This window comes from Cellulomonas shaoxiangyii, from assembly GCF_004798685.1.
Taxonomy (GTDB): Bacteria; Actinomycetota; Actinomycetes; order Actinomycetales; family Cellulomonadaceae; genus Cellulomonas; species Cellulomonas shaoxiangyii.
In genome coordinates, this window is sequence record NZ_CP039291.1 from 1,741,280 (window position 1) to 1,761,205 (window position 19,926).

Annotated in this window: 19 protein-coding genes; 14 read left to right on the top strand and 5 right to left on the bottom strand. The window is 74.5% G+C overall.

The features are described from left to right. Positions 1–14 precede the first annotated feature (14 nt). The 5 genes from gap (at position 15) to E5225_RS08005 (ending at position 3,952) form a co-directional block, all read left to right on the top strand. Positions 15–1,022 (top strand): type I glyceraldehyde-3-phosphate dehydrogenase, encoded by a 1,008-nt coding sequence (gap, locus tag E5225_RS07985; RefSeq protein WP_135971781.1) that lies wholly within the window; start codon positions 15–17, stop codon positions 1,020–1,022. Between the two features lie 162 nt (positions 1,023–1,184). Next, on the top strand, positions 1,185–2,384 hold the full coding sequence (locus E5225_RS07990; protein WP_135971782.1) for a phosphoglycerate kinase: 1,200 nt from the start codon (positions 1,185–1,187) through the stop codon (positions 2,382–2,384). Positions 2,385–2,387: 3 nt separating this feature from the next. Continuing rightward, positions 2,388–3,182, top strand: coding sequence for a triose-phosphate isomerase (tpiA, locus tag E5225_RS07995; protein WP_135971783.1), 795 nt, complete (start codon positions 2,388–2,390; stop codon positions 3,180–3,182). 161 nt (positions 3,183–3,343) lie between these two features. Further along, entirely contained in the window at positions 3,344–3,589 is a 246-nt protein-coding gene (secG, locus tag E5225_RS08000) for a preprotein translocase subunit SecG (RefSeq protein WP_135971784.1), read from the top strand. Between the two features lie 12 nt (positions 3,590–3,601). Further along, positions 3,602–3,952 (top strand): RNA polymerase-binding protein RbpA, encoded by a 351-nt coding sequence (locus E5225_RS08005; protein ID WP_135971785.1) that lies wholly within the window; start codon positions 3,602–3,604, stop codon positions 3,950–3,952. Between the two features lie 103 nt (positions 3,953–4,055). Here the strand turns inward: E5225_RS08005 and pgl are convergent, their stop codons facing one another. From pgl to tkt, 5 genes are all read right to left on the bottom strand, one after another. After that, the gene (gene pgl, locus E5225_RS18205; RefSeq protein ID WP_135971786.1) at positions 4,056–5,546 is read right to left on the bottom strand and encodes a 6-phosphogluconolactonase; all 1,491 of its coding nucleotides are present in this window, start codon (positions 5,544–5,546) and stop codon (positions 4,056–4,058) included. A gap of 83 nt (positions 5,547–5,629) precedes the next feature. Beyond that, positions 5,630–6,547, bottom strand: a complete 918-nt coding sequence (gene opcA, locus E5225_RS08015) for a glucose-6-phosphate dehydrogenase assembly protein OpcA (protein WP_135971787.1) — start codon at positions 6,545–6,547, stop codon at positions 5,630–5,632. Then, complete coding sequence (gene zwf / locus E5225_RS08020) at positions 6,544–8,085, bottom strand: glucose-6-phosphate dehydrogenase (protein WP_135971788.1); 1,542 nt, start codon at positions 8,083–8,085, stop codon at positions 6,544–6,546. The genes opcA and zwf overlap by 4 nt, the downstream gene beginning before the upstream one ends. Next, positions 8,082–9,209 carry a transaldolase gene (tal, locus tag E5225_RS08025; protein ID WP_135971789.1) on the bottom strand — a complete coding sequence of 376 codons (1,128 nt, stop codon included), beginning with the start codon at positions 9,207–9,209 and terminating at the stop codon, positions 8,082–8,084. The genes zwf and tal overlap by 4 nt, the downstream gene beginning before the upstream one ends. A gap of 80 nt (positions 9,210–9,289) precedes the next feature. Next, positions 9,290–11,458 carry a transketolase gene (gene tkt / locus E5225_RS08030; protein ID WP_135971790.1) on the bottom strand — a complete coding sequence of 723 codons (2,169 nt, stop codon included), beginning with the start codon at positions 11,456–11,458 and terminating at the stop codon, positions 9,290–9,292. Between the two features lie 445 nt (positions 11,459–11,903). Here tkt and E5225_RS08035 point away from each other — a divergent pair, with 445 nt between their 5' ends. From E5225_RS08035 to E5225_RS08075, 9 genes are all read left to right on the top strand, one after another. Next, complete coding sequence (locus E5225_RS08035) at positions 11,904–12,797, top strand: heme o synthase (RefSeq protein WP_243738017.1); 894 nt, start codon at positions 11,904–11,906, stop codon at positions 12,795–12,797. Positions 12,798–12,807: 10 nt separating this feature from the next. After that, positions 12,808–13,746 (top strand): site-specific tyrosine recombinase XerD, encoded by a 939-nt coding sequence (locus E5225_RS08040; RefSeq protein WP_208012425.1) that lies wholly within the window; start codon positions 12,808–12,810, stop codon positions 13,744–13,746. Positions 13,747–13,858: 112 nt separating this feature from the next. After that, positions 13,859–14,722 (top strand): ParA family protein, encoded by an 864-nt coding sequence (locus E5225_RS08045; RefSeq protein ID WP_135971792.1) that lies wholly within the window; start codon positions 13,859–13,861, stop codon positions 14,720–14,722. Further along, positions 14,706–15,710 (top strand): segregation and condensation protein A, encoded by a 1,005-nt coding sequence (locus E5225_RS08050; protein WP_135971793.1) that lies wholly within the window; start codon positions 14,706–14,708, stop codon positions 15,708–15,710. Before E5225_RS08045 ends, E5225_RS08050 begins: the two co-directional genes overlap by 17 nt. Next, a complete protein-coding gene (scpB, locus tag E5225_RS08055) occupies positions 15,707–16,396 on the top strand; it encodes an SMC-Scp complex subunit ScpB (RefSeq protein ID WP_135971794.1) in 690 nt (229 codons plus the stop codon). Before E5225_RS08050 ends, scpB begins: the two co-directional genes overlap by 4 nt. Continuing rightward, positions 16,393–17,307, top strand: a complete 915-nt coding sequence (locus E5225_RS08060) for a pseudouridine synthase (protein WP_135971795.1) — start codon at positions 16,393–16,395, stop codon at positions 17,305–17,307. Before scpB ends, E5225_RS08060 begins: the two co-directional genes overlap by 4 nt. Further along, positions 17,304–18,413 carry a prephenate dehydrogenase gene (locus tag E5225_RS08065; RefSeq protein ID WP_135971796.1) on the top strand — a complete coding sequence of 370 codons (1,110 nt, stop codon included), beginning with the start codon at positions 17,304–17,306 and terminating at the stop codon, positions 18,411–18,413. Before E5225_RS08060 ends, E5225_RS08065 begins: the two co-directional genes overlap by 4 nt. Then, positions 18,395–19,111: a (d)CMP kinase gene (cmk, locus tag E5225_RS08070; protein ID WP_135971797.1), complete on the top strand. Its 717-nt coding sequence runs from the start codon at positions 18,395–18,397 to the stop codon at positions 19,109–19,111. Before E5225_RS08065 ends, cmk begins: the two co-directional genes overlap by 19 nt. Next, complete coding sequence (locus tag E5225_RS08075; RefSeq protein ID WP_135971798.1) at positions 19,108–19,797, top strand: lysophospholipid acyltransferase family protein; 690 nt, start codon at positions 19,108–19,110, stop codon at positions 19,795–19,797. Before cmk ends, E5225_RS08075 begins: the two co-directional genes overlap by 4 nt. Positions 19,798–19,926 lie beyond the last annotated feature (129 nt).

Below are 19,926 nucleotides of genomic sequence, written 5' to 3' on the forward strand. Positions count from 1 at the left end.
GCCGAGGAGGGCAAGTGACCATCAAGGTCGGCATCAACGGCTTCGGCCGCATCGGGCGCAACTTCTACCGCGCCATCGTGGCTTCGGGGGCCGACATCGAGATCGTCGGGGTGAACGACCTGACGGACAACAAGACCCTCGCCCACCTGCTCAAGTACGACACCGTCCTCGGCCGCTTCCCGCTGAGCGTGGACTTCGACGACGAGAACATCATCGTCGACGGCAAGGCCATCCGGGCGCTCGCCGAGCGCAACCCGGCGGACCTGCCCTGGGGCGAGCTGGGTGCCGACATCGTCATCGAGTCGACCGGCTTCTTCACGGACGCCACGAAGGCCCGGGCGCACATCGACGCCGGCGCGAAGAAGGTCATCATCTCGGCCCCGGCCAAGAACGAGGACGGCACCTTCGTCGTCGGCGTGAACCACGAGCAGTACGACGCGGCGACGCAGCACATCATCTCCAACGCGTCGTGCACGACCAACTGCCTCGCGCCGCTCGCCAAGGCCCTCAACGACTCGATCGGCATCGAGCGCGGCCTCATGACGACGATCCACGCGTACACGGGCGACCAGAACCTGCAGGACGGGCCGCACAAGGACCTGCGCCGTGCCCGCGCCGCCGCCCAGAACATCGTCCCGACGTCGACGGGTGCCGCCAAGGCCGTGTCGCTCGTCCTGCCCGAGCTCAAGGGCAAGCTCGACGGCTACGCGCTGCGCGTGCCGACGATCACCGGCTCCGCCACGGACCTCACCTTCACCGCCTCGCGCGAGGTGACCGTGGACGAGGTCAACGCCGCGGTCAAGGCCGCCGCCGACGGTCCGCTGAAGGGCGTCCTGGAGTACGTCGAGGACGAGATCGTGTCCTCGGACATCGTCACGGACCCGCACCAGAGCATCTTCGACTCGAAGCTCACCAAGGTCTCGGGCGACCTCGTGAAGGTCGTCGCCTGGTACGACAACGAGTGGGGCTACTCGAACTCCCTCGTCAAGCTCACCGAGTACGTGGGCGAGCGTCTCTCCTGACGACGCGCCCGTAGGCAGTCCATGCGTCCGCGTGCGCCGAGGCCACCGGCCCGGCGCACGCGGACGCTGCTGTGTCCGGGGCCGTCCGCCCCGACCCCCGGCCGTCGCCGGGGCACCGCACCTGGCCGCCGGCACCGCCCGGCGGCAGCGAGGTAGGAGACCATGAAGACCATCGACGACCTGGGCGACCTGCGCGGCAAGCGCGTGCTCGTCCGCTCGGACTTCAACGTGCCGCTCGACGGCACGACCATCACCGACGACGGCCGCATCCGTGCGGCGCTGCCGACCCTGCAGGCGCTGCTCGCCAAGGGCGCTCGCGTCGTCGTCGTGGCGCACCTCGGCCGCCCCAAGGGCGCTCCCGACCCGAAGTACTCGCTGGCGCCCGTCGCGGAGCGTCTCGGCGAGCTGCTGGGCCAGCCCGTGGCCCTCGCCGAGGACCTCGTGGGCGAGTCCGCGAAGGCGACCGTGGCGGGGCTCGAGGACGGCCAGATCGCGCTGCTCGAGAACGTGCGCTTCGACGCCCGCGAGACGTCGAAGGACGAGGCCGAGCGCGGCGCGCTGGCGGACGAGCTGGCGTCGCTGGTCGACGCCTACGTCTCCGACGGCTTCGGCGTCGTGCACCGCAAGCAGGCGTCGGTCTACGACGTCGCGCAGCGCCTGCCGCACGCGGTCGGCCAGCTGGTGCTCAAGGAGGTCGAGTCGCTGCGCAAGGCGACCGACGACCCGGCGCGTCCCTACGTCGTCGTCCTCGGCGGCTCCAAGGTGTCGGACAAGCTGGGCGTCATCGAGAACCTGATCGGCAAGGCCGACCGCCTGCTCATCGGCGGCGGCATGCTGTTCACGTTCCTCGCGGCGCAGGGCCGCTCGGTCGGCACGAGCCTCCTCGAGGAGGACCAGGTCGAGACGGTGAAGGGCTACCTCGCGACGGCCGCCGAGCGCGGCGTCGAGATCGTCCTGCCCGTCGACGTCGTCGTGGCACCTCGGTTCGCGGCCGACGCGCCGGCGACGGTCGTCCCCGCCGACGCGATCCCGGACGACCAGATGGGCCTGGACATCGGCCCCGAGAGCGCCGCGCTCTTCGCGTCGAAGATCGTCGACGCCAAGACCGTCGTCTGGAACGGCCCCGCCGGCGTGTTCGAGTTCGAGGCGTTCGCCGCCGGCACGCGTGCCGTCGCGCAGGCGCTGGTCGACGCGGGCCGCAACGGCGGCTTCACGATCGTCGGGGGCGGCGACTCCGCCGCGGCCGTGCGCACGCTCGGCTTCGACGAGGCCGACTTCGGCCACATCTCCACCGGCGGCGGCGCGTCGCTGGAGTTCCTCGAGGGCAAGACCCTCCCGGGCATCGCAGTGCTGGAGGACTGACCCGTGGCGCAGAGCCGTACCCCGCTGATGGCGGGCAACTGGAAGATGAACCTGGACCACCACCAGGCCACGCACACCGTGCAGAAGCTCGCGTGGACGCTCAAGGACGCGAAGCACGACTACGCGTCGGTCGAGGTCGCGGTGCTCCCGCCGTACACCGACCTGCGCAGCGTGCAGACGCTCGTCGACGCGGACAAGCTCGAGCTCGTCTACGGCGCGCAGGACGTGTCGGCCCACGAGTCCGGTGCGTACACCGGCGAGATCTCGCCGCTGTTCCTCACCAAGCTCGGCTGCACGTACGTGGCCGTCGGCCACTCCGAGCGCCGGCAGTACCACCACGAGGACGACGCCCTGGTGAACGCCAAGGTGAGGTCGGCGCTGTCCGCGGGCCTCGTGCCCATCCTGTGCGTGGGGGAGCCGCTCGAGGTGCGCAAGGCGGGCGAGCACGTGCCGCACACGCTCGCGCAGCTCGACGGCGCGCTCCAGGGCCTGACGGCCGAGCAGGTCGCCGGCCTCGTCGTCGCGTACGAGCCCGTCTGGGCGATCGGGACGGGCGAGACCGCCACGCCGGAGGACGCCCAGGAGCTGTGCGGGGCGATCCGCGTGCGTGTCGGTGAGCTCTACGACCAGGCGACCGCCGACGCGGTGCGCGTGCTCTACGGCGGCTCGGTGAAGTCGTCCAACGTGGCGTCGATCATGGCGAAGCCCGACGTCGACGGCGCCCTGGTCGGTGGTGCGAGCCTCGACCCCGAGGAGTTCGCGAAGATCGTCCGTTTCCGCTCCCACCAGGTCGGCTGACCGCTCGACCCACGTGCGCGCGTCCCGACGCGTGCCGGCGACGCGGGGTGGTGCTGGCTCGCACCGCCCCGCGTCGCCTACCCTGTACCGCGGTCGTCGTGCCGCCGCCACCCGGCGGCGCGGCCCGCGCCATGACCGCCGAGCTGAGGAAGCCCACCGACGTGACTGCCCTGCGAATCTCTCTCCAGGTGCTGCTGGTGCTCACCAGCCTCCTGCTGGTCCCCCTCGTGCTGCTGCACAAGGGCAAGGGCGGCGGACTCTCCGACATGTTCGGCGGCGGCATCACGGCCGGCGCGGGCTCGTCCGGCGTGGCCGAGCGCAACCTGAACCGCATCACGGTGGCGGTCGCCCTCGTGTGGACGGTCATGATCGTCCTGCTCGGGCTCATCGAGAAGTTCGCGGACTGAGAGGCATCGGCGATGGCGAGCGGGAGCGCGATCAGAGGGTCCCGCGTCGGCGCGGGACCCATGGGCGAGGCGGAGCGCGGCGACGCCGCTCCGCGCGTGTGGATCTCGTACTGGTGCGGCAACGGCCACGAGACCCGGCCGAGCTTCGCGGAGGAGGCAGCCGCGGACGCACCCGAGACGTGGGACTGCCCGCGCTGCGGCTTCCCCGCGGGTCAGGACCCGGCGAACCCGCCGGCGCCGATCAAGAACGAGCCCTACAAGACGCACCTCGCCTACGTGAAGGAGCGCCGCAGCGACGAGGACGGCGCTGCCCTCCTGGACGAGGCGCTCGCCGCACTGCGCGCCCGCCGCGGCCGGCGCTGACCGGCTCGCCGCTCACGTCCTGACGCCGACGCCCCGGCACCCGTGCTCCATCCGGAGCGGGTGCCGGGGCGTCGCGCCGTGTGCGGGGCCGGCGGGGGACGTCTCAGCGCACGCGGAGCAGTGCGAACCCGTCGTGGCCCTTGACGCCCACCGTCTGGAGCGCGGTCGCGTCGACCCGGGGATCGCGCGCCACGGCGGTCATGAACGAGCGGACACCGTGCACACGGTCGTCGGGGTGCGCGCTGTCCACGACCGTGCCCCGCCGGACGACGTTGTCGACGACGATGAGCGCACCGGGGCGGGACAGCGTGATCGCGCGGTCCACGTACGTGGCGAGCTGCTGCTTGTCCGCGTCGACGAACACGAGGTCGAACGGCTCGCCGTCGTCGGCGACCAGCGCGTCGAGCGACTCGGCGGCCGGGCCCACGCGGAGCTCGACGCGGTCACCGACGCCGGCGGCGTCCAGCGACGTGCGCGCGACCGCGGCGTGCGGCTCGCTGAGCTCGAGCGTGACGACGACACCGTCCGGGGGCAGCGCCTGAGCGAGCCACCACGTGCTGTACCCGCCGAGGGTGCCGATCTCGAGCACCCGACGCGCGCCGACGGCGGCGGCCAGGAGCTGGAGGAACCGGCCCTGGCTGGGCGCGACGGCGATGTCCGGCAGTCCTGCCGCCGCCGCGGCGGCGGCCACGGCGGCCGCGGCCGGCGGCTCCTCGACGACCGCGGCCAGGTAGTCGTCGACCCGGGCCCACAGCGCCTCCGGGGCCGGATCGGCGTCGGACGACGTCGGGCTCGCCGCGGGGGCTCCGGCGCCGCCTGCCGTCGCGTCGGCTGCCGGCAGGTCCTGTGCGGCGGTGACGTCCAGGAGCCACAGCGTGCGCTCGGTGCCCACGGCGCCGGCGGCGGGCGTGTCCGCGACGTCGCCGCCGGCGACCGCCCGTGCGACCGCCGCGGCCTTCTCCGCGCCCGCCGCCACGAGCCACACCTCGCGGGCGGACCTGATCACCGGGAACGTCAGGGAGACGCGCTCCGGCGGAGGCTTGGGGGAGTCGTGCTCCGCGACGACGAGGTCGTGGTGCTCGTGCAGGGTCTGCTTGCCGGGGAACAGCGAGGCGACGTGGCCGTCCGGGCCCACGCCGAGGAGCAGGACGTCGGGCACCGGCGCGCGCAGGCCCTCCGGCGCGTGCGTCGTCAGCTCGGCGCGGTAGGCGCGTGCGGCCGCGTCGGCGTCCGGCACGGCGTCGGACCGGGGTGGGACCGGGTGCACGTTGGCGGCCGGGAGGGCGTCGCCCAGCGCGTCGATCAGCGCCTCGCGCGCCTGCGTCTCGTTGCGCTCCGGGTCGCCCGCGGGCAGGAACCGCTCGTCCCCCCACCACAGGTGGACCTGGGACCAGTCGACGGCGTCGCGCGCGGGGCTCGTCGCGACCGCGCGCAGGGTGGCCGTCCCGACCGTGCCACCGGTGAGCACGAGGTGCAGCGGCGCGCGGTGGGACTGCAGGTCGACCAGACGCGTGAGGAGCCGCGCGGCGGTGGCCGCCGCGAGCACCTCCGCATCCGGGTGGACGACGATCTCGGGGGCGGCGTGCGGGCTCACGGCGGCATCCTTCCGGTGGCGGCGGGGACGACGTGCCGCGGGGGCGTGCACCGGCTCGGTGCACGCCCCCGGGGCGACGCCGGTCAGGCGTCGATGCGGGCGAGCCCGTTCTGCAGGACCTCGCCGTACACCTCGTCGGCGTCGAGGCGTCGCAGCTCCTCGACCAGGCACTCGCGCAGCTGACGGATCGGCAGCGCGATGCGGTGCTCCGGCTGGTCGGGCTGGCGCAGCGCGGCGGTCTTGCCGTCGGGCCGGTCGAGCACGATGTCGCCCGACGCCCGCTGCAGCCGCACCTGCGTGATCGCCGGCGCGCCGGGCACCCGCTCGATCTCGACCGGGCAGCGCAGCGCCTCCGCCAGCCACGCCGCCATGAGGTCGACCGACGGGTGCGTGCTCTCGCCGACGACGACCGCGCGCTGCACGGGCTGGAACGGCGGCTGGTCGAGCGTCGCGGCGATGAGCCCGCGCCACAGGGTCGCGCGCGTCCAGGCGAGGTCGGTGTCGCCGTCGGCGTACACCGCGGCGAGACGCCGGAGGGTCGCGCCGGGGTCGTCGCACTGGCTCGCGTCGGTGATGCGCCGCTGGGCCATGCGGCCGAACGGGTGCTCCGAGGGGTTCTCGGGGACGTCGTGCGGCCACCAGGCCACGATCGGCGCGTCGGGCAGGAGCAGCGGCATGACGAGCGTGTCGAGGTGCGACAGCACGTCGCCGGACGCGCGCAGGACGACGACCTCGCTGGCACCGGCGTCGCCACCGAGACGGATCTGCGCGTCCAGCACGGCAGACCGCTCGTCCGGGCGCTCGACCAGGACGACGATCCGGCACGGGTGCTCGTGGCTCGCCTCGTTGGCCGCCTCGATCGCCTCCTCCGGGTCGTTCGGGCCGACGTCGATGATGAGCGTCAGCACCCGCCCGAGCGCGACGGCGCCGCCCTCCTCGCGCTCCTGCAGGAGGCGCTTGTTGATGTCCCGGGTCGTCGTGTCCGGCATGTCGATGATCACGGCAGCCTCCAGGCGCGCCCGTCGCGGGCCATCATCTCGTCGGCCGAGGCCGGGCCCCACGTGCCGGCGCGGTACTCGTCGGGGGCCCCGTGCGCGGCCCAGTACTCCGTGATCGGGTCGAGGATCTCCCAGGAGCGCTCGACCTCCTCGTGCTGGGGGAACAGCGGCGGGTCGCCGAGCAGGACGTCGAGGATGAGGCGCTCGTACGCCTCGGGGGACGACTCGGTGAAGGCGTGGCCGTAGCCGAAGTCCATCGTGACGTCGCGGACCTCCATCTGCGTGCCCGGCACCTTCGCCCCGAACCGCAGCGTCACGCCCTCGTCCGGCTGGACGCGGATGACGAGCGCGTTCTTCCCGAGCTCCTCGGTCGCGGTGGACTCGAAGGGCAGGTGTGGCGCGCGCTTGAAGACGACCGCGATCTCCGTGACCCGCCGGCCCAGACGCTTGCCCGTCCGGAGGTAGAACGGCACGCCGGCCCAGCGGCGCGTGTCGATGTCGACGCGGATCGCGGCGTACGTCTCGGTCGTCGAGTCGGGGTTGAAGCCCTCCTCCTCGGCGTAGCCGATGACCTTCTCGCCGCCCTGCCACCCCGCCGTGTACTGGCCGCGCGCGGTGTGCTTGCCGAGGTCGCGCGGGAGGCGCACCGCCGACAGGACCTTCGTCTTCTCGGCGCGCAGGGCCGCGGCGTCGAACGACACCGGCTCCTCCATCGCCGTGAGCGCGAGCAGCTGGAGCAGGTGGTTCTGGATGACGTCGCGCGCCGCGCCGATCCCGTCGTAGTACCCGGCGCGGCCACCGATGCCGATGTCCTCCGCCATGGTGATCTGCACGTGGTCGACGTAGTTGCCGTTCCAGATCGGCTCGAACAGCTGGTTCGCGAACCGCAGCGCGAGCAGGTTCTGGACCGTCTCCTTGCCGAGGTAGTGGTCGATCCGGAAGATGTCGTCCGGCCGGAACACCGAGGACACGATGTCGTTGAGCTCGCGCGCCGACTTCAGGTCGTGCCCGAAGGGCTTCTCGATCACGACGCGCCGCCAGGTGCCCTCGCGCGGCTGCGACAGGCCGGAGCGCGCGAGCTGCTTGCAGACGACCGGGAACGAGCTCGGCGGCACCGACAGGTAGAACGCGTGGTTGCCGCCCGTGCCGCGGGAGACGTCGAGGTCCTCGACGGTCTCGCGCAGGCGGTCGAACGCGTCGTCGTCGTCGAACGTGCCCTGGACGAAGCGGATGCCCTCGGCCAGCTGCCGCCAGGTCGCCTCCCGGAACGGGGTGCGGGCGTACTGCTTGACGGCGTCGTGCACGACCTGCTCGAAGTCCTGCGTCGCCCAGTCGCGCCGGGCGAACCCGGTGAGCGCGAAGCCGGGGGGAAGCAGACCGCGGTTGGTGAGGTCGTACACCGCCGGCATGAGCTTCTTGCGCGCCAGGTCGCCCGTGACGCCGAAGATGACGAGGCCGCTGGGCCCGGCGATGCGGGGCAGCCGGCGGTCGCGCGGGTCGCGGAGCGGGTTGCGGCCCTCCGCGACGGTGGCGGGGCTCACCGGTCGGCACCCGCGGTGGGGGCGTCCCGCAGGCCGTTCTCCACCGTCTCGAGCAGCTCGGTCCACGACGCCTCGAACTTCTCCAGGCCCTCGACCTCGAGGTGCTCGGTGACCTCGTCGACCGAGATGCCGAGCGCCTCGAGCCGGTCGAGGAGCGCCGCGGACGCCTCCTGCAGGCCCGTGACCGTGTCGCCGCGCAGCACGCCGTGGTCCTCGACCGCGTCCAGCGTCTTGCCGGGCATGGTGTTGACCGAGCCGGCGACGACGAGGTCCTCGACGTACAGCGTGTCGGGGTAGCGCGGGTCCTTGACCCCCGTCGACGCCCAGAGCGGACGCTGCGGCCGGGCACCGGCGGCCGCGAGGGCGCCCCAGCGCTCGCCCGCGACCACGTCCTGGTACACCCCGTACGCGAGGCGGGCGTTGGCGAGGGCGGCCTTGCCGCGCAGCTCGTCCGCCTCGGCGGTGCCGATGGCGTCCAGGCGCGGGTCGATCGCGGCGTCGACGCGCGAGACGAAGAAGGAGGCGACCGAGCCGATCGGAGCCAGGTCGAGCCCGGCCGCGCGTGCCCGCTCCAGGCCCTCGACGAACGCGTCGAGCACGGCGTGGTACCGCTGCAGCGAGAAGATCAGCGTGACGTTGACGCTGATGCCCTCGGCCAGGGCGGCCGCGATGGCGGGCAGGCCCTCGACGGTCGCGGGGATCTTGATGAACAGGTTCGGGCGGTCGATCGTGGACCAGAGCGTGCGTGCCGACGCGAGCGTGCCCTCGGTGTCGCGCGCGAGACGCGGGTCGACCTCGATGGACACGCGTCCGTCGACGCCCTGCGTGGCGTCGTGCACGGGGCGCAGGACGTCGCACGCCTCGCGCACGTCGTCCGTCGTGATCTGCACGACCGCCTCGTCGACGGACGCGCCCGCGGCCGCGAGCTCGGCGAGCTGCTCGTCGTAGGCGTTCCCCTTGGTGAGGGCGCTCGCGAAGATCGTCGGGTTGGTGGTCACGCCGACGACGCCGCGCTCGACCAGCCTCGCCAGCTCGCCGGTCCGGAGCAGCTCCCTCGAGAGGTCGTCGAGCCAGACGGCCACGCCGGCGTCGTGCAGCTGGTGCAGCGGGGTGGAGCTTGTCATGGTCGTTTCCCCTTCGTCCCCCGACGGGTGCGTGCATGGTGGTGCGGCGGGCCGCTCGAGGCGGCCCGCCGCACCGGGTGTCAGGCGGGCAGGTCGCCCGTGCCGGACTGGTTCGACGCCCCGGAGGTGTCGGCCGGGCCCTGGTCGCCGCGAGCGGCGGCGAGCGACTCGTGGGCCGCCGCGACGACCGCCTCGGACGTCAGCCCGAACTCGCGGTACAGGGTCTGGTATTCCGCCGACGCGCCGTAGTGCTCGAGCGAGACGGACCGGCCGGCGTCGCCGACGATCTTGTACCACGACATCGCGATGCCCGCCTCGACGGAGACGCGCGCGCGCACGGACGACGGCAGGACCGACTCGCGGTACTCGTCGTCCTGCTCGGCGAACCACTCCAGGCAGGGGGCCGAGACGACGCGCGTGGCGACGCCGGCCTCCTCGAGCACGGTGCGCGCCTCGACGGCGATCTGCACCTCGGAGCCCGTGGCGATCAGCACCACGTTGGGCGTGCCGGTGGACGCGTCCAGCAGCACGTACGCACCGCGGGCGACGCCCTCAGCGGGGCCGAAGCCCTGCTCGCCACGCGGGAACGTCGGGACGTTCTGCCGCGTGAGCACGAGCGCCGCGGGGCCGTCCGTGCGCTCGAGCGCGGCCTTCCACGCCTGTGCCGTCTCGTTCGCGTCGGCGGGGCGCACGACGGCGAGGCCCGGGATCGCGCGCACGGCGGTGAGGTGCTCGACGGGCTGGTGCGTCGGGCCGTCCTCACCGAGGCCGATGGAGTCGTGCGTCCACACGTAGGTGACGTTGACGCCCATGAGCGCCGCGAGGCGCACGGCGCCGCGCATGTAGTCCGAGAACGTGAAGAACGTGCCGCCGTAGGGCCGCGTCAGGCCGTGCAGGCGGATGCCCGACAGGATCGCCCCCATCGCGTGCTCGCGGATGCCGAAGTGCAGCGTGCGGCCGTACTGGTCGCCCGCGAACTCGTGCGTCGAGCGCTTGGCGGGGAGGAAGGACGGCTCGCCCTTCATCGTCGTGTTGTTGGAGCCCGCGAGGTCGGCCGAGCCGCCCCACAGCTCGGGCAGCACGGGCGCGAGCGCGGCGAGCACCTCGCCCGACGCCGCGCGGGTCGCGACGGCCTTGCCGGCCGGGAAGGTCGGCAGCACGTCGGCCCAGCCCTCGGGGAGCTCGTCGGCGCGCAGCCGGTCGAGCAGCGCCTTGCGCTCCGGGTTGGCCGACGCCCACGCGTCGAACTTCTCCTGCCAGACGGCGCGCTCCTGCGCGGCCCGGTCGGCGAGGGCCCGCGTGTGGGCGATCACCTCGGGGGCGACGTCGAACGACTTCTCCGGGTCGAAGCCGAGCAGCTCCTTCAGGCCGCGCACGGCGTCGCCGCCGAGCTTCGAGCCGTGCGAGGAGTGGTCGTCGGTCTTGCCCGGCGTCGGCCACGCGATGAGCGTGCGCACGCGGATGAACGAGGGCTTGTCCGTGACGGCCTTCGCGGCCTCGATCGCCGCGTGCAGCGCGTCGACGTCCTCGCGGTACTCGCCGCCGGCCGTCCAGTCCACGGACTGCACGTGCCAGCCGTACGCCTCGTAGCGCGCGGCGACGTCCTCGGTGAAGGCGATCTCGGTGTCGCCCTCGATCGAGATGTGGTTGTCGTCCCACAGGACGACGAGGTTGCCGAGCTCCTGCGTGCCGGCGAGCGAGCTCGCCTCGCTCGTCACGCCCTCCTGCAGGTCGCCGTCGGAGGCGATGACGTAGACGTGGTGGTCGAACGGGCTCTCGCCCGGTGCCGCGTCGGGGTCGAGCAGGCCGCGCTCGCGACGGGCCGCCATGGCGAACCCGACGGCCGAGGCGAGGCCCTGGCCGAGCGGTCCGGTGGTGATCTCGACGCCGCTGGTGTGGCGGAACTCGGGGTGGCCGGGGGTCTTCGAGCCCCACGTGCGCAGGGCGGCGAGGTCCTCGAGCTCGAGCCCGAAGCCACCCAGGTACAGCTGGATGTACTGCGTCAGGCTGGAGTGCCCGGCGGACAGGACGAACCTGTCGCGACCGAGCCAGTGCGGGTCGGTCGGGTCGTGCCGCATGACGTCGTGGTAGAGCAGGTAGGCCACCGGGGCGAGGCTGATCGCCGTGCCCGGGTGTCCGTTGCCGACCTTCTCCACCGCGTCCGCGGCGAGGACCCGGACGGTGTCCACCGCCCGCAGGTCCAGGGCGGACCAGCCCACGGTCGAGGCCAGGGGAGCCTTCGCGTTCACCACACCTCATTCCCGCCCCGCGCGTGCGGGACGTCGCTGTCGAGCGTGACCCGGGCGCGAGCCGACGAGGCGGCGTCCGGGGTGTGCGGCCCGTCACGTCGTCGGACGGGCTCGTGCGCGTCGAGCCTATAGCGCACGGGCTGACCTGCGCGCGGGGGGTCCAATCGGACAGGCAAACGCTTTCCAGCACGGTCGGGCGGGTGCCTGCGACGCATCTCACGCCCCCGCGCGGGTGCCGCGGTCCGACCGCTCGCCCCCGTGCGGTGCAGGAGCCGTAGCATGACGGTGACCGTGCCACCTCGCTCCCGAACGGACACCCCTGCGCGTGCGCCCCTCCAGCCCGTCCCTCGATGCGAGCACCGCCGACGCCCCCGGGGCGCACGACGGAGCCGCGGAGCGGGTGGCGGACGACGCGCGGACGGTCGGCGGGCCGCCGCCGACGGGGCTGGCGGCGCGTCTGCGGTGGGCGGTCGGGCCCTACGTCGCGCTGACGAAGCCGCGGGTCATCGAGCTGCTGCTCGTCACCACCATCCCCACGATGTTCCTCGCGGCCGGCGGCTTCCCGCCCCTCGGGCTCGTCGTGGCGACGCTGGTGGGCGGCGCGGGCGCGGCCGGGGCCGCGAACACGCTCAACCAGTACCTCGACCGCGACATCGACGCGGTGATGAACCGCACCCGCCGGCGGCCGATCGTGACCGGACGCGTGTCGCCGCGCGCCGCGCTGGTGTTCGGCAACGTGCTCGGCGCCGTCTCGCTCGCGTGGCTGTGGTTCGCGGTCAACCCGGCGTCCGCCCTGTTCACGGGTGCGGCCATCGCGATCTACGTCGTCGGCTACACGATGATCCTCAAGCGCCGCACGCCGCAGAACATCGTGTGGGGCGGCGCGGCCGGGTGCATGCCCGTCGTCATCGGCTGGTCGGCCGTCACGGGCGGCGTGTCCTGGTCGGCCCTGCTCCTGTTCGGGGTCGTCTTCTTCTGGACCCCGCCGCACTACTGGCCGCTGTCGATGAAGTTCCGGCGCGACTACGCCGCCGCGGGCGTGCCGATGCTCCCCGTGGTGGCCGCCGACACGCGCGTGGCGTGGGAGATGATCGCCTACACCGTCGCGATGATCGCCTGCTCGCTGCTGCTCGTCCCGGTCGCGGGCATGACCTGGGTGTACGCCGTCGTCGCCGCCGCCCTGGGTCTGTGGTTCCTGTGGAGCTGCGTGCAGCTCCTGCGCCGGGCGCAGGACCCGCAGCGCGGCCCGCTCAAGGCGATGTCCGTCTTCCACGGCTCGATCACGTACCTGACGCTGCTGTCGGTCGCGATCGCGGTGGACGTCTTCCTCCCGCTGTGACGCGCACGCCGTGGCCGGCGACGCGCTGAGCGCGGCCCTCGAGGGCTACCTGGCGCACCTGACGGTCGAGCGCGGCCTCGCGCCGCACACGCTCGCCGCGTACCGGCGCGACCTGACGCGGTACGTCGAGCACCTCCGGTCGGCCGGACGCGCGACGCCCGGTGAGATCACCGAGCGCGACGTCGAGGACTACGTGCTCGTGCTCCGCACCGGCTCCGACGGGCGCGCGGTGCTGTCGCCCGCGTCGGCCGCCCGCAGCGTGGTCGCCCTGCGCGGGTGGCACCGGTTCCTCGCCCTGGACGGCCTCGCCCCGACCGACGCCGCGGCGCAGGTGCGCCCGCCCGCGCAGCCCAAGCGGCTGCCGAAGGCCATCTCCGTCGAGGCGGTCGGCCGGCTGATCGACGCCGCCGGCATCGGCGACGGACCGGTCCCGCTGCGCGACCGCGCGCTGCTCGAGCTCGTCTACTCCACGGGCGCCCGGATCTCCGAGGCGGTCGGCCTCGACGTCGACGACCTCGAGCTGGCGCCCGACCGCGCGGCCGTGCGCCTGCTGGGCAAGGGGTCCAAGGAGCGCGTCGTGCCGGTCGGCTCGTTCGCCGCCGAGGCGGTCGAGGCGTACCTGGTGCGCGCCCGGCCCGCGCTCGCCGCCGGTGGCCGCGGGACCGCAGCCGTCTTCCTCAACACGCGCGGCGCGCGCCTGAGCCGTCAGTCGGCGTGGGCGGTGCTCCGCACGGCCGCCGAGCGCGCCGGCCTCGACGGTGCCGAGCACGTGTCGCCCCACACGCTGCGCCACTCGTTCGCGACGCACCTGCTGGCGGGCGGCGCGGACGTGCGCGTCGTGCAGGAGCTGCTGGGGCACGCGTCCGTGACGACGACGCAGGTCTACACGCTCGTGACGCCGGACACGCTGCGGGAGGTCTACGCGGCGAGCCACCCGCGCGCGCGGTGACGTCCACCACGCCCCGGCGTGGCACGGAGGGTCGTCGCCGCGCGCGCCTCCGGCTCCGGTAGGTTTGCCCGCGAGGTGAGCCCGGACCGGGCCCGGGGAGCAAGGTGAGCCGATGAGCCAGGAGACGACCGAGCAGCAGCGGGACGCCGTGGGGCGTCCGCTGCCCCACTTCGCGGTCCCGGCGCCGCTCGCGTCGCACGGCCCCGCGCGCGTCATCGCGATGTGCAACCAGAAGGGCGGCGTCGGCAAGACGACGACGACCATCAACCTGGCCGCGGCGCTCGCCGAGTACGGCCGCCGCGTGCTGATCGTCGACTTCGACCCGCAGGGCGCCGCCTCGGTCGGCCTGGGGATCAGCCCGCACGAGCTGGACCGCACGGTCTACAACCTGCTGATGGAGCGGGACGCCGACATCCACGAGATGATCCGGCCGACCTCCGTCGACGGCCTGGACCTGCTGCCCGCCAACATCGACCTGTCCGCGGCCGAGGTGCAGCTGGTCGGCGAGGTCGCCCGCGAGTCCGTGCTCAGCCGGGTCCTGCGGCCCGTGCTGGACGAGTACGACGTCGTGCTCGTCGACTGCCAGCCGTCCCTCGGTCTGCTGACCGTGAACGCGCTGACCGCGGCGCACGGCGTGCTCATCCCGCTCGAGTGCGAGTTCTTCGCCCTGCGCGGGGTCGCGCTGCTCGTCGAGACCATCGAGAAGGTCCGCGACCGGCTGAACCCGCGGCTCGAGGTCGACGGCATCCTCGCCACGATGTACGACTCGCGCACGCTGCACGCGCGTGAGGTCGTGGCGCGCGTGCACGAGGCGTTCGGCGACACCCTGCTGCACACGATCATCGGCCGCACCGTGAAGTTCCCGGACGCGACCGTCGCCGCCGAGCCGATCACCGTGTACGCGCCGACGCACGCCGGTGCCGCGGCGTACCGCCAGCTCGCGCGCGAGCTCGTGGCGCGTGGCGACGCCGCCTGACGGCGCGGCCGTCACCGACCAGGGGGCGCCGGACGGCGCGACGACCGCCGACGCACCGGGTAGGGCGCCGGGTGGCGCCGCGCCCGCCGGCACGCACGGCTTCGAGGTGCACCTCGACGTCTTCAGCGGACCGTTCGACCTGCTGCTGGGGCTGATCGCCAAGCACAAGCTCGACATCACGGAGATCGCCCTCGCGCAGGTCACGGACGAGTTCATCGCCCACATCCGGACGGGAGAGCGGGCGGCGGCCGCGGGTGGGCGGGACTGGGACCTGTCGCAGGCGAGCGAGTTCCTCGTGGTCGCGGCGACCCTCCTGGACCTCAAGGCGGCGCGGCTGCTGCCGTCCGCCCAGGTCGAGGACGCCGAGGACCTCGAGCTGCTCGAGGCCCGCGACCTGCTGTTCGCACGGCTGCTGCAGTACCGGGCGTACAAGGTGGTCGCCGCGGACCTCGCCACGCGGCTGGACGCGGAGGCGCGCCGGTACGGGCGGTCGGTGCAGCTGGAGCCGCAGCTCGCCGCGCTGCTGCCCGAGCTCGTGTGGCAGATGGGCCCCGAGCGGCTCGCCGAGCTGGCGGCCCGGGCGCTCGCGCCCCGGCCGGCACCACCGGGCGTCGACCTCAGCCACCTGCACGCGCCGGCGGTCAGCGTCCGCGAGCAGGCGGCCGTGCTGGTCGACCGCCTGCGGCACCAGGGTGCGACGACGTTCCGCACGCTCACCGCCGACGCCGGCGAGCCGGTCGTCGTGGTCGTGCGGTTCCTCGCGCTGCTGGAGCTGTTCCGCGAGGGAGTGGTGGCGTTCGACCAGGTCGCGCCGCTCGGCGAGCTCACGGTGCGGTGGACGGGGAGCGCGGAGGGTGACGTCGCGGTGTCGGACGACTTCGACCGGACCGCGGGGGAGGTGCCCGACGACGCGCCCGCGGCGGCGGTGACCGAGGCGGACGTGGCGGCGATCGCGGGCGCGGCGCGCGGCGACGAGGAGGACGGATGAGCGAGCAGCAGGTGCGGGCCGACGGCAACGGTGCCGACGCGCAGGGTCCCGGGGGCGCCGTCGACGGCGCCGACGACCCGGACGCGCTGGCGTTCGACGTCGAGGCGCTGCCCGGTGGCGCGCTCGCGGCCCTGGAGGCGGTGCTCATGGTCGCGGACGAGCCGATCCCGGCCGTGCGGCTCGCGACGGCGCTGGCGCTGCCGACCGAGCGCGTCGAGGCGCTGCTCGACGAGCTCGCCGCGGAGTACCGCGGCGAGCGCGGCGGGCGCGTCCGCGGCTTCGAGCTGCGGCGGGCCGGGGCGGGGTGGCGGGTCTACTCCGCGCCCGCGTACGGCGACGTCGTCGGGCGCTTCGTCGTGGACGGGCAGACGGCCCGGCTCACGCAGGCGGCGCTGGAGACGCTGGCGGTGGTCGCGTACCGGCAGCCGGTGACGCGCGGGCAGGTCTCCGCGGTGCGCGGGGTCAACGTGGACGGCGTCATGCGCACGCTCACGACCCGGGGACTGGTCGCCGAGGTGGGCACGGAACCGGCGAGCGGTGCGGTCCTCTACGGGACCACGGGATACTTCTTGGAGCGGATGGGCCTGTCGGACCTCGACGAGCTGCCCCCGCTGGCGCCGTACCTGCCCGACATCGACGGGCTCGACGGCGTCGACACGGCTGAAGGACGGGAGAGCAGACGATGAGTGGCGGAGGTCGCGGGCACCGCGGACGCGGGGGTGCGCCTGCGGGTGCGAGCGGAGGCGGCGCGCGGGGCGGCCGCGGAGGACAGGGCGGCGGACGGCCGGGCGCCGGACGCGGCGGAGCGGCGGGCGGCGCGGCACGACGGCCGCAGCGGCGTCCCACGCCGGAGCCGGTCGACGTGCACGACCCCGACGGCGTGCGCCTGCAGAAGGTGCTCGCCACGGCGGGTCTCGGGTCGCGGCGCGCGTGCGAGGAGCTGATCGCGTCCGGGCGCGTGACGGTCGACGACCAGGTCGTCACGGAGCTGGGCGTGCGCGTCAGCCCGACCAGCGCGGTGATCCACGTCGACGGCATGCGCGTGCAGCTGGACTCGGCGATGGTGACGCTCGCGCTGAACAAGCCGAAGGGCGTCGTCTCCACGATGCACGACCCGGAGGGCCGCCCCAGCGTCGCCCAGTACGTCCAGGACCGTACGGAGCGGCTCTTCCACGTGGGCCGGCTCGACGCCGACAGCGAGGGCCTGCTCCTGCTCACGAACGACGGCGACCTGGCGAACCGCCTGTCGCACCCGTCGCACGGCGTGCCCAAGACCTACCTGGTGGAGCTCGAGGGCCGCGTGACGGCCGCGCTGGGCAACCGCATGCGGGCGGGCATCGAGCTCGAGGACGGCACCGTCACGGTCGACGACTTCAAGGTCGTCCAGACCACGCCGCAGGCGAGCCTCGTCGAGGTCGTCCTGCACGAGGGCCGCAACCGCGTGGTCCGGCGCATGTTCGACGAGGTCGGCCACCCCGTGACCCGCCTCGTGCGCACCAAGATCGGACCCATCCGCCTGGGCGACCTGCGCCCCGGGCGCACGCGCGTGCTCTCGCGCACGGAGGTGGGGTCGCTCATGACGTCGGTGGGCATGTGAGCATCGCCACCACCGGGCCGGTGCGGGTGGTCGGCACGGGCCTGCTGGGCACGTCGGTCGGGCTCGCCCTGACGCAGCACGGCGTGCCCGTGCAGCTCGCGGACCCGTCGCGCACGGCTCTCGCGCTCGCCCGGGACGTCGGGGCCGGGCAGCCCGTGACGCCGGGCGACGCCGAGCCGGTGCTCGTCGTCGTCGCGGCTCCGCCCGACGTGACGGCCGACGCCGTGCGCGACGCGCTCGCGGCGCACCCCGACGCGGTCGTGACGGACGTCGCGAGCGTGAAGGGCTACGTGCTCTCCGAGCTGCGCGCGTGGGGTGCGGACCTGACGCGGTACGTCGGCTCGCACCCGATGGCCGGGCGCGAGCGGTCGGGACCGTCGGCGGCCGTGCCGGACCTGTTCCTCGGCCGGCCGTGGGTGATCGCGGACTCGGGGGCGTCCTCGGACGCGGCGCTCCTCGCGGTGCGCCACCTGGCGGTCGACCTCGGCGCCGTGCCCGTCGGCATGGACGCGCACGAGCACGACGCCGCGGTGGCGGTCGTCTCCCACGTGCCGCAGATCGCGTCGAGCCTGGTCGCGGCGCGCCTGCGCGGGCTCGGCGACGCGGCGCTGGGGCTCGCCGGGCAGGGCCTGCGCGACGTCACGCGCCTCGCCGCGTCGGACCCGGCGCTGTGGACGTCGATCCTCGCTGCGAACGCCGACGCGGTCCACGGCGTCCTGGCCGGGCTGCGCGACGACCTGGATGTGCTGCTCGGTGCGCTGGCGCTCGCCGCGAAGGCCGACGGACCGGAGCAGGTCGAGCTCGGCGCGCTCGCGGCGATCGCCCGCGCCATCGCGGACGGCAACGCCGGCGTCGCCCGCGTGCCGGGCAAGCACGGCGGCGCCACCAAGCACTACGCGGTGGTCACGGTGCTGGTCCCGGACCGGCCCGGCGAGCTCGCCCGCCTGTTCGGCGACGTGGGCGCCGCGGACGTCAACATCGAGGACCTGAGCCTCGAGCACGCCGCCGGCCGGCCGGTCGGCATGGCGGCGATCTCGGTGCTGCCGGCGCGCGCCGAGCACCTGGAGGCCGAGCTGACCGCTCGGGGATGGAGGCTGGTGAGTTGAGCACCGTCGTGGCGGTGGACGGCCCGTCCGGGTCGGGCAAGTCGAGCGTGTCGAAGGAGGTGGCGCGCCGGCTCGGGCTGGCGTACCTCGACACGGGGGCGATGTACCGGGCGGCGACCTGGTGGTGCCTCGACCAGGGCGTGCCGCTCGCCGACGCGCGGGCCGTCGCGGACGCCGTCCGCGGGCTGCCGCTGGAGATGGGCGTCGACCCGGACGACCCGACCGTGCGCGTCGGTGGGACGGACGTCACCGCGGACATCCGCGAGACCCGCATCTCCGCCGCCGTCAGCGCCGTCGCGACGAACCTCGACGCGCGCGCCGAGCTCGGACGCCGGCAGCGCGCCGCGATCGATGCCGAGCGCACCGCCGGCTGGTCGGGCGGGCGCGGCGTGGTCGCCGAGGGCCGCGACATCACCACCGTGGTCGCGCCGGACGCGGACGTGCGCGTCCTGCTGACCGCGAGCGAGGAGGCCCGGCTCGCCCGCCGCGCGCGCGAGCTGCACGGCACCGCGGACGCGGCCGCCGTCGCCGCGACGCGGGACCAGGTCGTGCGCCGTGACGCCGACGACTCGACCGTCGTGCAGTTCCAGGTCGCGGCCGACGGGGTCGTGACGGTCGACTCGTCGCACCTGGACCTGCCCGGCACCGTGCAGGCGGTGCTCGACGTCGTCCAGCGGGCGCTCGCGGCCCGCCGGTGAGCGCCGGGCGGGAGGTTCCGGGGGCGCCGACCCAGGTGCCGGGGTGGGCCCGCGCGATCGGGCGCGCCCTCGTGCACGGCGTGTGGGACACGCAGGTCGTCGGGGCGGACCGCGTGCCGGCGGACGGCCCGCTGCTGATCGCCGCGAACCACGTCTCTCTCGCCGACGGGCCGCTGCTCGTCGGCGCGGCCCCGCGGCCGCTGCACGTGCTCGTGAAGCAGGAGATGTTCCACGGTCCGGTCGGCCGCGTGCTGCGCGGCGCCGGGCAGATCCCGGTCGACCGCGGCATGGGGCGGCCGGCGCTGCAGAGCGCGCTCGCCGTGCTGCGCCGCGGCGGCGCCGTGGGGATCTTCCCCGAGGGCAACCGTGGGCGCGGGTCGGTCGAGGACGCGCGGGCCGGGATCGCGTGGCTCGCCGTGCACTCGGGTGCGCCGGTCGTGCCCGCGGCGATCCTGGGCACGCGCCGCACGGGGGAGCCGCTCGGGCACCTGCCGGGGCTGCGGCGCCGCCTCGTCGTCGAGTTCGGCGAGCCGCTCGACCTCGCGGCGGACGGCGTGAGCCGGCGCGAGAGCGTCGCGCTCGGCGCCCAGCGGGTCCGCACGGCGCTCGCGGCGCTCGTCGCCGGGACGTCGGCGCGCACGGGCATCACCCTGCCCGGCGACGACGTGCGGGCACCGTCGGCCTGAGGTCGGCACGGGACCGCGCCCCGGCGCTGCCGACAGCGCCGCGCGGGCGGTGCCTGCCCGCCGCGCCGACGCGTCCGCGCGGCCGGGACGACCGGTGGCGGTGGCCGCGCGCCGGACGGGGGAGAATGG

Bases quoted from the DNA above. Each gene is read 5' to 3' on its own strand.
- cmk (WP_135971797.1), top strand. From the start codon at position 18,395: ATGGAGGCTGGTGAGTTGAGCACCGTCGTGGCGGTGGACGGCCCGTCC.
- E5225_RS07990 (WP_135971782.1), top strand. From the start codon at position 1,185: ATGAAGACCATCGACGACCTGGGCGACCTGCGCGGCAAGCGCGTGCTC.
- E5225_RS08060 (WP_135971795.1), top strand. From the start codon at position 16,393: ATGAGTGGCGGAGGTCGCGGGCACCGCGGACGCGGGGGTGCGCCTGCG.
- scpB (WP_135971794.1), top strand. From the start codon at position 15,707: ATGAGCGAGCAGCAGGTGCGGGCCGACGGCAACGGTGCCGACGCGCAG.
- E5225_RS08045 (WP_135971792.1), top strand. From the start codon at position 13,859: ATGAGCCAGGAGACGACCGAGCAGCAGCGGGACGCCGTGGGGCGTCCG.
- tal (WP_135971789.1), bottom strand. From the start codon at position 9,209: ATGACAAGCTCCACCCCGCTGCACCAGCTGCACGACGCCGGCGTGGCC.
- E5225_RS08005 (WP_135971785.1), top strand. From the start codon at position 3,602: ATGGCGAGCGGGAGCGCGATCAGAGGGTCCCGCGTCGGCGCGGGACCC.